The sequence below is a fragment of the Clostridium sp. Marseille-P2415 genome (genome assembly GCF_900155545.1).
Classification (GTDB): Bacteria; Bacillota; Clostridia; order Lachnospirales; family Lachnospiraceae; genus Lacrimispora.
In genome coordinates, this window is record NZ_LT732526.1 from 718,349 (window position 1) to 731,006 (window position 12,658).

A 12,658-nucleotide genomic window follows, 5' to 3' on the forward strand; every position below is an offset into this window, starting at 1 on the left:
CTTCTTCAAAAATGTGGTGTTCTGCAATGTAGCTCATGATGTCGGAAAAGGAATTCACCGCATATTCCGGCATGGTCTGGGTCATTTCCCCGATGATTTCTTCAAACAAGTCAAATTTCAAATTATATTCATAATAGCCGATGCAGTCTTTTTTCTGTTCGCGCATGTACTCCATCCACCTTTGATAGGCCAGCTCTTTTTCATACTGGTCCGTAATATCCTGGTAGGATATGATCCCCCTGAGAGGCTTCTGATCTTCAGTACACACCAGAGAGTAATGAGTGGAGAACCAGCAGTAATCTCCTGAGCCTGTTTTTAGGCGTGTGATGCATTTTCCCTCAGGGACACCCTGCTCCATGGCCTGGTAAAAATTCAGAAAATCGACAACGCTTTCCCTGTGTACGATGCCGTTTTCAATGAGAAATTCGGGGGAGAGCGGCAGAGTATAGGGGAAGGGGAAGGTTCTGGAAAATTCAGGCGAGGGGGAAAGGGTTCTGGAAGGGATGTCGTAGATGCTTACAAGGCAGCCGGAATGCTGGCTGGCCAGCCGGTATTGTTCTTCCCGGATCCGTAAGTTTTCCTGACAGTTTTTCATACATGTGATATCGGAGACCGCACAGTACAATGTTTCCTCCTCAGGGATATAATTCAGTTGTATGGAGCACCAGATGCAATTTTTTTGCATATTTGCTTTGAATTCCAATTCAAAGCTGTCCGCCCGGTCTGCCAGATGGCTGCGTATTTCTGTTGACAGCCCCGGATATTCTGGTCCATATACCATGTCCTTAAGAGAAGCAGGCACCTGGAACCGTGTTTTTATAGCCTGATTGGAATAAAGAATGGTAAAGCTTTCATCGATTTTAAGCTTCAGTATGCCGCAGGGAATGCGATCTAAAAAAGATTCTTGGTTCATTGTTCACTTTCTCCCATAAGTGCTTATGAAAATAGAAATAGGCCTTATTATGAATATATGAAGCATGCTGTCAAAAAATGCGTAAAAAGAAATAAATATAGTAAACATTTGTAAAATAGATGGATATTAGCGGATGCGGATATTTGATTGAAGCATTGAGGGGGAAGAGAGGTTCAGAGATTTTAGCGTAAATAAAAGCGGCACAGCAAGATAAGAAACTGGGCTGCGCCGCTTTGGCAGGTTTGGCGGAACAGGATCATTTCCGGTACAGATACACAGGTCTGCCGCTTTCCATCTTTCTTTGAAGCTCGCCATGGATCAGTGGCAGGGCATATTCCAGGAAATCTGCGGTTACATCAGTGCCATTGCTGCAGATCCATTCGGGCGGGAACAGCTTTTCCTGATTGCATACTTTGTTGACATCAACAGTGATACACTCCATGGCATAAGGGGAATTTCCTGTGCGGTGAAAGGCGATCATCATTCCGCTGATGCCATTCAGAGCGGCCTTTACCCCTTCCTGACCTGCCTGTACGGATTCTTCTATGTCGGTTGCAGAAGCCAGCATGCCGCTGCAGCGCTGGTTTACATTCAGCTCAATGGAACGGACCTTTACGCCGAAGCGGCTGCGCACAAAGTTCTCCAGCATTTTTCCGCTTCCGGTCAGCATTTTATGACCAAAGGTGTCCAAACGGACTTCATCCGCGTATTCGCATATGAATTTGCCCCGGGCATCAGAGAGTCCTTCTGAAATACAGATAATAACAGAATTATTTTTGTTAAGGGCAGCCTTTACATCCAATGCGAATTGTTCAAAATCAAAATCTGTTTCAGGAAGGTAGATAAGCACGGGATTATCGCCCTCAAACTTTCTGGCCAGCGCACTGGCAGCGGTGAGCCAGCCTGCATGACGGCCCATCAGTTCCACGATGGTGACGGACTTTTGCTGGTAGACAGAAGAGTCCAGAACGATTTCACGGACAGTATCAGCGACGTATTTTGCAGCACTGCCGTATCCGGGGGTATGATCCGTAAGAATCAAGTCATTGTCAATGGTTTTGGGAACTCCAATGAAACGGATGCTGCTTTCGTGATGGGCGGCGTAGCGGGAAAGCTTGCTTACCGTATCCATGGAATCATTACCGCCAATGTAAAAGAAATATCCAATCTCCATGGCCCGGAATTTTTCAAACAGAGCCGGGTAAAAAGGAGAAGATAGATCGTCGGGAAGTTTGTAGCGGCAGGAGCCTAAATAGGCGGCAGGTGTTAATTTCAGAAGTTCCAGTTCATCTTCCGTCAAATCACCCGTTAAATCCATATAATTGCTGGACATGAAGCCTTCTATGCCATGAATCATGCCGTAAACCCGGCCGATTTCTTCGTGAGCCATTCCTTCTTTAATGACGCCGTAAAGGCTTGCATTGATCACGGCGGTTGGTCCGCCGGACTGTCCTACGATTGCATTTTTCTTCATGTATGGTATCCTCCAAATTTACGTATGCCTGTGGCACTTTTCCTATTCTATAATAGAACGGGTTTCTTTGCAACGGTCATTCCCTAAAATTCGACATTATATGGCAAATGAATCATGAATAACCGGATAAGCTCTATGGGATTCGGAAGGATGGAAAATGAAGGATGTTATGAAAATCTTAGAATCGTTTGGCCTTTAAAAAGGGAGGAGCCGGTGAAATACGGATTTCACCGGCGAGTTATGAAAAAAAGTCTTTTATTTAAACAAGTTTTGGAGTTGTTCTTGTTTATGTCTTTATTATAGGAGAAAGATATGAAAAAAGTTTGTAGAAGTTGTAAATAAATTTTGTACGTCTTGTGAAGAAACTGTGAAGTATAAACATTAGTTTTTTATCAATAAACCAATTAAACGGAGCTGTAGTAATTTTTCCAAATACCATATAATATAATTTTAGTATCACCAAAGAAAGGAGGTATTTTTATAATTTGTTACTATTGTATAAATTTTAGAAAGGCGATTATAACTATGAAAAAAATGAAATCCATAATTTTAGTAATGCTGGTTTTATCAATTATTTTGCTTCCTGCGATCAATGCAAATGCCGCAGTAAAGGAAACTCAAGTACAAACAAAAGCGTCTAGCGGTTCTGATTATGAACTTGAGGAACGTAAAATAAGGGGCGGAGGTACGATAATTTGGGACAATTCTGATGAAGGATATTATTTACGCAGAGGTTCCAATATAACTTTTCAAGTAAATGCTGAACAGGACTCTGATGTAGTGCTGGAAGTTTATAGGAAAGAATCTAAAGGAGTATATACTCAAGTTGACGAATATACGGTCAGCATCAATGAAGGCGGTTCGACAGGCGTTTTTTTTGATATATTAAAATCTGGTCGGTACGCATTTGGTGTAAGAAATTTAAATTCAACTTACGGAAGGTTTTCGGGTTGGATACTTTTAAATGATTAATCTTAAAATAAGGCCGGTAGGGTAACCCTATTGGCCCCTCTTATGTGCTGTCCACCATGTTCTTTGCTGTGCCACTATGCTATCCCTAAAATTTGTGAAAGCTAATAGATGAATCACAAATATTAGGGATCAAGATAAACGCATGAGTAAATAAATTGTGAACAAAATCACTTTATCTGTTGCAAGGGTTGAAGTCAAGTTTTTTGTGTTACACATTAATTTAAGAGCCTTTTTTATAGGCTCTATTCTTCGAATTCGCTAGATTGGCTCTTTATATTGCATCCAACATTTTCGATACAAGATTTAATTGAATTTTCGTCGGTTGATTGATTGTATCCGACTTCAATTGAACCTCTTGCTACATCAATATTGACCATAGAAATTCCTTCTATTTTATCTAATGCATTTTTTAGCTGAGTTTTAATTTCCGAATTCTGTATGCCTGATATATTATAATGAATTTTGTTCATAAGATAACTCCTTTACAGTTTAAATTATATTTTTTGGACATTTAAAGCACATAAGCCTTTATCATCTTTTTTAACGTCAAAGTTGACAGGCTCGCCCTCGTGTAAATCTTTTTTATGAGTTTTTTTCTTAACTTGTGAATGATGTACGAAAACAACCCGTCCTTCGTTGGTTGAGATAAAGCCGTAGCCTGCTTGCCTGTTTATCGGCTGAATGTGAGATACTTTAATGATATATAGAGTCTAAGGTTCTTTATCTTTCGAATTATCAGCCTTTAATCCGAATACGGCTCGAGCGCTTTCTGCTTGTGGATTATGCTTAATATGTTTTGAATGAAAAGTACCATCATCTTTTTTATGATTACTTGTACTTTTTTTTGAATTATTTTTGCTCATAGTTAGTCTCCTTTTATTATAAAACTATTTTTTAGTATGCCATTCATATAAAAATTTCATTCTATGGTTGGTTTCCAGTTTAAGCCAGGAAATTTAAGAAGCATCTTGAGAACCTCCCAGTGTATTATCCTCAAATGTTTGAAGCCAGAAAGATTAAGTGGTCGGCTCATTGTCTGGAGCGGATGCAGGAACGGGATATAAGACGGGAAGATGTTAAAATTGCATTATGCATGGCGAATTGCTGGCTCTTTTTATGAATAACACATTAATCGTAATTTTTTCACCATTCTTACAAAAAAATGTAATGCGGCCGGTCTTCGCCGAATAGCCGGTATCTCAGCCAATCATCAAGAATGATTCCGAGCGCGCTGATCCAGAACCAGAGCAGGGAAAACTGTGGACAAATCTGGCCCAGGACATTGCCCGGAAGATTACTGTAATCCCAGACATCCCAGCCAAGCCATATATTTACCACACAACCGGTAATAAACTCAAAGTATGTAATGATAGCCATGCCAATAAGCATCTGCTTCCAGAGCGGTGTGCACCAGGGGATCAATTCATTAATCAGTCCTATGCATACAAAGCATACACCGCCTAAAATAAACATGGTCCAATGAGACCATCCCCGGAACAGAATTTCCAACAGGTTATACAAAACTCCTCCGACCCCAAATAAAAATACATATTTAGCTGACTTTTTCATGGACCTTGCCCCGCGTTACGGTTACTTTCTGTATAAGATATGCTTTATGTATATCTGATTCATAATTTTCTTGCACATTCTTTAGCCGAACACAACGATCTTTTGATAATTTTTGCATTTTGACCGTTAATTTTTTCATATATTTGAACTTCTGATATTTCTTTACCATATAATATATTACTATATCAAAAAATGAACAGGAGTGTCATATGGATATTAATGAATTTGCTATCCTCTATCCGGAATTATATTCGATGATAGTTGAAGATGTCAGTTACGCAGTCGATATGAACCAGATCACAGGGGAAGAATCACTTCGTGACTGGGACAATTTGGTTGATAGCCTTGTGAAAAAATATGAACAGGCAGAAAATATGGATGAGAATATGGCCCAGCAGTTTCCTGGCGGTTTTGGCGACAGAGATGATAGAGACCGCCGCCGTCGCCGCCGCCGCCGTTTTCGTGACCATGATCTGAGAGATCTCTTTAGAATTATATTTTTAAGAAGATTGTTTGACAGAGATCGTTACTAATAAAAAATTATTAAAATCAATATATTAAAAGATATCTTTTTCTTTATATTGCGTATAATAATTTTATACAGTTTTGCTATAAAACAACCTTCTAAAAGCATTCCCATAATCCCCGCAAATAATATGGTAATATGGTATTGGTTGAAAATGTATCAACATGCGCCTGGTTTTTGCTGGGCGCATTTTTTCCCGATTTTTGTAAGTCCTTCGGAATTTATTTTATTTACCTGTGGTTTATGGCTGTCAACAGTGGATTAAAGAGCATGCGGAAATGTTCTTTGTTGTGACATTTCCGGCACAGAATGTTAAAATATTATCAATATGAAGCTGATTATAGTTCTGGAGCTGAAAGCTGGAACTGGTGACTGATTTGCAGTATTAATTGCATATTTTCGCCAATGGCAATGCATCATATAAAAGACAGGGATATTTCGATCATCTGGTTATGTATGCAACCAATGAGATGCGGAATGTGAAAATGAAATATTGAGAGGACTGGTGCTTATGGAAAAGAAAAAAGGGATCATAGCCGAGTTTAAAGAATTTGTTTTACGTGGAAATGTGGTGGATTTGGCTGTTGGCGTTATTATCGGCGCAGCATTTCAAGGCATTGTTAATTCGCTGGTAAGGGATGTCATCTCCCCATTGATTGGAGTCATTACCGGAGGCGTTGATTTTTCAAATAAGTTCGTGCTGCTGTACAAAGCTCCCCAAGGTACAGATGTCTCAACGCTGCAGGCGGCACAGGCTCTCGGCCCGGTATTTGCGTATGGTTCGTTTATCACAGCTGTCATCAATTTTTTAATAATGGCCGTTGTTATTTTCCTGATGATAAAGGCAATTAATTCGCTGCGCGGCAAGAAGCAGAAAGCGGTACCGGAATCCCAGAAAGAAAAGGAATGCCAATTTTGTTTTAAACGTATCAATGTGAACGCCACTCGCTGTCCATATTGTACAAGCCGGTTGGATGCGCAGAAAAAAACAGCACAATAAGGAAGCGCCAATATCCAAAGACCTTTCTGTTTTAATCGTTTACTGCAGCGGCACAAAGGTAAACCCATAAGGAGGGGATCCCTTCTGCTGAGTCTGGTCCCATATACGAAGGGTATGGGGCGTTATGATTCCGGTGATCACTCAATGCCCCAGAGTTACCGATATGTGCGCTGCATGACAGGCAATTGGGGCTGCACCCTCCTTCATCCGGTTTTGGAAATAATAAGAGCTCTGCTGCATAAAATATATTATATGTGCATTAGTAATAGACAGGGAGGCCTATTCATGCAAAAAATATTGGATGAAAATTATTATGATATTATCATCAGTAACGTTATGATTCCAACATATAATACCGGAGATAATATAACGAATATGGATTTGAGGCATTCTCTGGCACATATCCCTGTTGATTCTTTTGATCCCTGTGCCTTAGGAACGTTTCCTTATAATGCTTTTCCATCTGTATTGACGCTTAGCTCTACCGTCAGCCTTGAAAAATCCGGAATCGGAACGGTGCAGAGGAATCCTTATCTGGCCCTGTTTGGACGCGGGGTCATTGTTGCGATTATTGATACCGGAATTGATTATCAGCATGAGGCATTCCTCTATAACGACGGAACGACCCGTATTCTGTCCTTATGGGATCAGACCCAGCAGGAAGGCCAGCCGCCGGAAGGATTTACATATGGTACTGAATATACCAGAGAACATATTAATGTTGCGCTGAAATCGGAAAATCCTTTGTCCATTGTTCCTTCCGTTGACACCAATGGACACGGAACAGCGATCGCAAGTGTGGCCGCAGGAAAACCCAATTTGGAGCAGGACTTTAGCGGCGTTGTTCCGGAAGCCGATCTGTTAATCGTAAAATTAAAGCCGGCAAAGAATAATCTGAAGAGGATCTTTTTTGTTCCGGAAAACATTGAATGCTATCAGGAATCCGATTTAATTATCGGGCTGAGTTATGTGACAACAGTTGCTCAAAGGCTGAACCGCCCCATTGCCATATGTATAGCAATGGGAACAAACCAGTCAAGCCATGACGGACGCGGTGCGACCAGTTACATCACAAACTATCTTGCCCAGCTGCCCCAGACCGGAATTACAATTACTACCGGAAATGAAGCAAACAAGCGCAGACATTATTTTAACAGTACCAGTGCAGAGCCTTTTTTCAACGATATTGAATTCAGGGTAGGAGATAATGATAAGCAGTTTGCTGTCGAGCTGTGGCCATTTGCCCCTGCGAGGCTTTCTATAGAGGTAACTGCACCAAACAGGGAGACCACCGGGCAGGTTTTTCCGTCGCTTGGCGAGTGCAGAAGATTTCCATTCGTATTTAATGAAAGCGTGGTCTGGGTTAACAACTATATTTTCGAGGAAGAAACCGGAGATCAGCTCGTTTTAATCCGTTTTCAGGATACTATTCCCGGAATCTGGACGATGCGGGTTCAGAATCTTGATAATGAACCTTTTTCTTTTCATACATGGCTGCCGTCCGGGGATTTAATATCAGAAGAAACCTTTTTTTTAAATCCGAATCCGGATACCACCATAACTTCTCCGGGAAACGCAACAAACCCTCTGACAGTTACTGCTTATAATCAGTTCAATGACAGTATCCTGCCGGAATCCGGAAGAGGCTATACAAGGACCGGCGGTATTAAACCGGATATTGCCGCGCCGGGGTATCAGCTTACCTGCGCAGTTCCCGGAGGCCAATACGGTTCAATAACCGGTAGCGGATGCGCGGCAGCCCAGGCGGCCGGTGTCATTGCCATGGTTTTTGAATGGGCTGTCCCCAGGGGGAATTACACCACAATTACCGGGAATGATGTCAACCGTCTGCTCATACGCGGTGCGCAGCGCAACCCGGCCAACGTGTATCCCAATAATATATGGGGTTACGGTCAGATTGAGATAAACATGCTGTTTGAACGGCTTACGTATATTTAAGGCGGCAAATAATTCCTTATCATCTGCATAAAAATTCTGTATTCGGCATATATTGGTAAAAGCGGGACATACCGTAATCATTTCCAGGCAGAAAAGGAGAAGTTAAAGTGGCAAGAGGAGTCAGAAAAACAAACAGGGAAAAGCTGGAGGAAAAGCTTGCAGAAGTGAGGGCATCCATTGCGCAATATAAGGAATGTTTGAAAACTCTGGAAATCCAGGAGAAGGATCTGATAGAGGAACTGGAACAGGAAGATTTAAAAGAACTGTCAAACCTGTTAAAGGAATGCAGCATGTCGGCTGAAGATGTAAAGCAGATGGTGCTGGAATACAGCAGCGCAGAGCGTGGGGCCTGATTCGGTCTGTTTCCCCTGACCTGATTTATTTAAAAGGGCTTAATGAAAAATTGGAAAAATATTATGGGAGAACGGTATAAAAATAAAATATTTTTTGAATCATGTGTATAAAATATGTGGTTTGGGCCATAATAGGATTATACCAAAGATAAGTGAATACTTATCCTCCCCTTTTTAATACCCTGACTGTTACAAAGGCGTAACAGCCAGGGTATTTTTTTGTTCTTTGGCAAGCCTGATTTCTAAATATCAAAAGGGACTTAAGCAGGAGAACGCACAAAGGTGCTTGAAAAGTATTTCGAGAACTGGTATACTCTGTTTTAAAACGCCGGATATCTGAGGCTGTTCTTCATAAAGGTGGAAAACAGGATGAATGAGAAAAAAGCTGGAAAGCTGCATCGAATGTGGCTGTCTGTTTCCTTGCAGGAAAAGGTGAAGTACATTGCTGTATGTGCGGCGGCGGTAGTCATATTGTCTATCGCCGCCAATTTTCTTGTGGCCGGATTCGGGATGAGAGGCTTTAGTTCCGTACTTAGAGGCAATGCACAAAGCCTGGCTTACTGGTCTGCCATGGAAGGAGAAAAAAATGCGTTTTCTGCTTTCGTGAGGGAGGGAACGGATATAAGCCGTGAGGCATATGAAAAGGCCTGCGCGGAGACAGAGAAAGCCATACGGGAGCTGCCCTATGATTACAAAAAGACAGGTCCGGAGCAATACGCCAAGGTGTGGTCCATCCGCAACATGTACGAAAATTATTCCAGGTACCGGGATGGGTTTCTTTTATTGCCGAAGGATGATGAAAATTATACGGATCAGCTTTATACCATTTACCGTGTACAGGGATATCTTACTACCTATGCCGGACAGCTGGAGCAGATGACGATCAAAATGGGGAATGAAAAATATGAATCGCATCGGTATATTCTGGTAATTGTACCGGTTGCAAGTATGATATGGGGAGCAGCCGCACTCTGTCTGGTGAGTCTGCTTAACCGTTCCGTTAACAGAAGCATTATACGCCCTGTGGTGGAGCTGGCGGAGGATTCTGTCCGGATAGGGGAAAATGATTTCTCAGGGAAAGATGTCAGCGCGGAAGGCGGGGATGAAATAGCGCGCCTGGTGCAGGCGTTTTCCAGAATGAAGGCATCAACCCGGGGGTATATTAACGCTTTAACGGAAAAACATGAGATGGAAAAGCAATTGGATGAAGTACGGCTTCAGATGTTAAAGAACCAGATCAATCCCCATTTCCTTTTTAATACACTGAACATGATTGCCAGTACGGCTCAGATTGAGGATGCAAAAGCCACGGAAAAAATGATTACGGCCTTAAGCAGTCTGTTCCGGTACAATTTAAAATCCACGGACTCTGTTATGCCTTTGGAACGGGAATTAAAAGTCGTTCAGGATTATATGTATCTCCAGCAGATGCGTTTTGGACAGAGGCTCCGCTGCAGTACGGACTGCCGCCAGGATACGATGGATGTTCTGGTTCCGTCCTTTTGCCTGCAGCCCTTGGTTGAAAATGCCGTGATTCACGGCCTTTCCTCCAGAAGCAGGGGCGGAAAAATCCATATCCGTTCCTGGCTTAAGGAAAAAAGGCTCTGGATATCGGTTGCCGATACGGGCGATGGAATGGACCGGCAGAAGCTGGAAGAAATCCGCAGCTCCTTAAGGCTTGGGGACGAAAAGAAAACAGGAATCGGTGTAGGAAATATTTACCGGAGAGTCCATGGGATGTACGAGGATGGTGAGGTATTTATTTACAGCCGCCCGGAATGCGGTACCGTAGTCCAGCTGGCATTTACACCGGAATAATGGAACTTTCATACACAAGGAGGCAGAACATGTATCGCATATTGCTGGCAGATGATGAGCAGATTGAACGTATGGCCCTGGCAAGAAGGCTGGTCAGGCACTTTGGAGACAGTATCATACTCAGCGAGGCTGTGAATGGTGCGGAAGCCCTGGAGGTATTTGAGCGTGAGAGGAGCCAGATCGTAATTTTGGATATTGCGATGCCGGAGTTAAACGGAGTGGAGGCGGCAGAGCAGATCCGCAGGCTGGATCCTGATTGTGTAATCATTTTTCTTACGGCATATGATGAATTTTCTTATGCAAAAAGAGCCATTGTTATCCGTGCGCTGGATTATCTTTTAAAGCCCTGCGAGGAAGAAGAACTGCTTGCGGTAATGGAAGAAGCCATGCGTTTGGCAGATTGCCATGGAAGCGGACAGGGGCAAAGTATGGCTGGCAGCAGGATGCCGGAGGGCAATCCGGATCATGATCCGGAAGAGCAGATGGAGGGGGATGCCAGGAGAGAGGTAGCCGAAACCATTCGGGAATATATAAGGAACAACTATATGAAAGAAATCTCCATGCAGGATGCGGCGAGGCTTCTGCACTATTCCGATGCATATTTCTGCAAGCTGTTTAAACAGTGCTTTGACCAGAATTTCACCACCTACTTAACCAAGGTACGGGTTAACGAGGCCCGGAAACTCCTCATGAATAAGAACACCAGCGTTAAAGACGTGAGCATACAGGTAGGGTATTTTGATTCCAATTATTTTGCAAAGGTCTTTAAACGAATTACCGGTATGCTGCCATCGGAATACAGGGACAGTCAATCTGCACAAAAATAGTATTTGTTTTTTGTGCAGATGTGCGAAAGCGTTTGCAGGAATGACAAAATATTCTTCCTGGATGACAAACATTTACGGTACAAAATCAAGCTTCAGGTTATATAATTAAGAAAGTGTTAAGGAAGGCGCCAAACCTTAATGTCTATCTGGATTATAAAGCCCTGGGGCTTATTTTTTTGTCACGATGGGCATGAATGGAACAGGAAGAAAGGAAAGGAAGAGTATGAGGAAATTCATAAAAAAACTGGCAGTAGGCTTGTTGGCAGCTGCCGTAGCGGCAGGCCTTGCAGGCTGCGGCTCTGCGGCCTCGGGAAAACGGATCATCCGCATTTCCCATGCACAGTCGGAGACCCATCCGGAGCATTTGGGGCTTCTTGCATTTAAACAATATGTAGAGGAACGTCTGGGAGATAAGTATGAGGTACAGATATTTCCCAATGAAATCCTTGGATCAGCTCAGAAGGCGATCGAGCTGACACAGACAGGGGCAATTGATTTTGTTGTGGCCGGTACGGCCAATTTAGAGACATTTGCAGGTGTTTATGAAATATTCAGCATGCCCTATCTGTTTGATTCGGAAGCTGTGTACAAGTCCGTTATGCAGGATACGGATTACATGCAGAAGATCTATTCGTCTACCGATGAAGCCGGGTTCCGGGTGGTAACCTGGTATAACGCGGGAACAAGAAATTTCTATGCAAAGACTCCGATCCGTACACCGGATGATTTAAAGGGAAAGAAAATCAGGGTCCAGCAGAGTCCGGCCAGCGTTTCCATGGTCAATGCATTTGGTGCGGCCGCCGCTCCCATGGGATTTGGCGAAGTATACACTGCGATCCAGCAGGGAGTGATTGACGGGGCGGAAAATAATGAGCTTGCTTTAACCAATAACAAACACGGCGAAGTTGCAAAATACTATACTTACAATAAACATCAGATGGTACCGGATATGCTGGTAGCCAACTTAAAGTTTTTAAACAGCTTAAGTCCGGAAGAATACCAGATTTTCGAGGAGGCGGCTGAGCTTTCGACCCAGGTGGAAATGGCTGAATGGGATAAGAGCATCGAGGAAGCCAAAAGGACTGCCACAGAGGATATGGGAGTAGAATTCATTGATGTGGATATAGAACCGTTCAAGCAGAAGGTTCTGCCTCTTCATGAGAAGATGCTAAAAGAAAATCCCAAGATCGCAGATCTTTATAATCACATTCAGGAAGAGAATGAGAAAGCAAAGGGAGGAGAGTAAT

Annotated in this window: 15 protein-coding genes; 9 read left to right on the forward strand and 6 right to left on the reverse strand. The window is 42.8% G+C overall.

All coding sequences use genetic code 11. The features are described from left to right. Together BQ9856_RS08295 and BQ9856_RS08300 are read right to left on the reverse strand one after the other, a co-directional pair. Positions 1-913, reverse strand: a 913-nt coding sequence (locus BQ9856_RS08295) for a PAS domain-containing protein (RefSeq protein WP_200801279.1), incomplete at its 3' end; no start/stop codon positions are given. Between the two features lie 256 nt (positions 914-1,169). After that, positions 1,170-2,387 carry a 6-phosphofructokinase gene (locus BQ9856_RS08300; RefSeq protein WP_077610603.1) on the reverse strand — a complete coding sequence of 406 codons (1,218 nt, stop codon included), beginning with the start codon at positions 2,385-2,387 and terminating at the stop codon, positions 1,170-1,172. Between the two features lie 525 nt (positions 2,388-2,912). On the opposite strand from BQ9856_RS08300, the gene BQ9856_RS08305 reads away from it, so the two are divergent. Then, a complete protein-coding gene (locus tag BQ9856_RS08305) occupies positions 2,913-3,359 on the forward strand; it encodes a hypothetical protein (RefSeq protein ID WP_077610604.1) in 447 nt (148 codons plus the stop codon). A 242-nt stretch (positions 3,360-3,601) separates the two neighbouring features. Here BQ9856_RS08305 and BQ9856_RS08310 read toward each other — a convergent pair whose 3' ends face one another. Genes BQ9856_RS08310 through BQ9856_RS24805 form a run of 3 tightly spaced genes read right to left on the reverse strand, consistent with a single transcriptional unit; the run spans position 3,602 to position 4,222 of the window. After that, entirely contained in the window at positions 3,602-3,829 is a 228-nt protein-coding gene (locus tag BQ9856_RS08310; RefSeq protein ID WP_077610605.1) for a heavy metal transporter, read from the reverse strand. A gap of 24 nt (positions 3,830-3,853) precedes the next feature. Next, complete coding sequence (locus tag BQ9856_RS08315) at positions 3,854-4,060, reverse strand: cold-shock protein (protein ID WP_442855580.1); 207 nt, start codon at positions 4,058-4,060, stop codon at positions 3,854-3,856. 9 nt (positions 4,061-4,069) lie between these two features. Next, positions 4,070-4,222, reverse strand: coding sequence for a CPC_1213 family protein (locus BQ9856_RS24805; RefSeq protein ID WP_200801280.1), 153 nt, complete (start codon positions 4,220-4,222; stop codon positions 4,070-4,072). Positions 4,223-4,356: 134 nt separating this feature from the next. Here BQ9856_RS24805 and BQ9856_RS25700 point away from each other — a divergent pair, with 134 nt between their 5' ends. After that, a complete protein-coding gene (locus BQ9856_RS25700; RefSeq protein WP_077610606.1) occupies positions 4,357-4,479 on the forward strand; it encodes a DUF4258 domain-containing protein in 123 nt (40 codons plus the stop codon). A gap of 32 nt (positions 4,480-4,511) precedes the next feature. Here BQ9856_RS25700 and BQ9856_RS08325 read toward each other — a convergent pair whose 3' ends face one another. Next, on the reverse strand, positions 4,512-4,928 hold the full coding sequence (locus BQ9856_RS08325; RefSeq protein ID WP_077610607.1) for a putative ABC transporter permease: 417 nt from the start codon (positions 4,926-4,928) through the stop codon (positions 4,512-4,514). A gap of 209 nt (positions 4,929-5,137) precedes the next feature. Here BQ9856_RS08325 and BQ9856_RS08330 point away from each other — a divergent pair, with 209 nt between their 5' ends. From BQ9856_RS08330 to BQ9856_RS08360, 7 genes are all read left to right on the forward strand, one after another. Further along, positions 5,138-5,461, forward strand: a complete 324-nt coding sequence (locus tag BQ9856_RS08330; RefSeq protein WP_077610608.1) for a hypothetical protein — start codon at positions 5,138-5,140, stop codon at positions 5,459-5,461. 504 nt (positions 5,462-5,965) lie between these two features. Then, a complete protein-coding gene (gene mscL, locus BQ9856_RS08335; RefSeq protein WP_077610609.1) occupies positions 5,966-6,454 on the forward strand; it encodes a large conductance mechanosensitive channel protein MscL in 489 nt (162 codons plus the stop codon). 285 nt (positions 6,455-6,739) lie between these two features. After that, a complete protein-coding gene (locus BQ9856_RS08340; RefSeq protein WP_077610610.1) occupies positions 6,740-8,413 on the forward strand; it encodes a S8 family peptidase in 1,674 nt (557 codons plus the stop codon). 107 nt (positions 8,414-8,520) lie between these two features. After that, positions 8,521-8,766, forward strand: coding sequence for a hypothetical protein (locus tag BQ9856_RS08345; RefSeq protein WP_077610611.1), 246 nt, complete (start codon positions 8,521-8,523; stop codon positions 8,764-8,766). A gap of 369 nt (positions 8,767-9,135) precedes the next feature. Beyond that, positions 9,136-10,584 (forward strand): sensor histidine kinase, encoded by a 1,449-nt coding sequence (locus BQ9856_RS08350; protein ID WP_077610612.1) that lies wholly within the window; start codon positions 9,136-9,138, stop codon positions 10,582-10,584. 29 nt (positions 10,585-10,613) lie between these two features. Beyond that, positions 10,614-11,411: a response regulator transcription factor gene (locus BQ9856_RS08355; protein WP_077610613.1), complete on the forward strand. Its 798-nt coding sequence runs from the start codon at positions 10,614-10,616 to the stop codon at positions 11,409-11,411. A gap of 223 nt (positions 11,412-11,634) precedes the next feature. Then, positions 11,635-12,657 (forward strand): TRAP transporter substrate-binding protein, encoded by a 1,023-nt coding sequence (locus BQ9856_RS08360; RefSeq protein WP_077610614.1) that lies wholly within the window; start codon positions 11,635-11,637, stop codon positions 12,655-12,657. Position 12,658 lies beyond the last annotated feature (1 nt).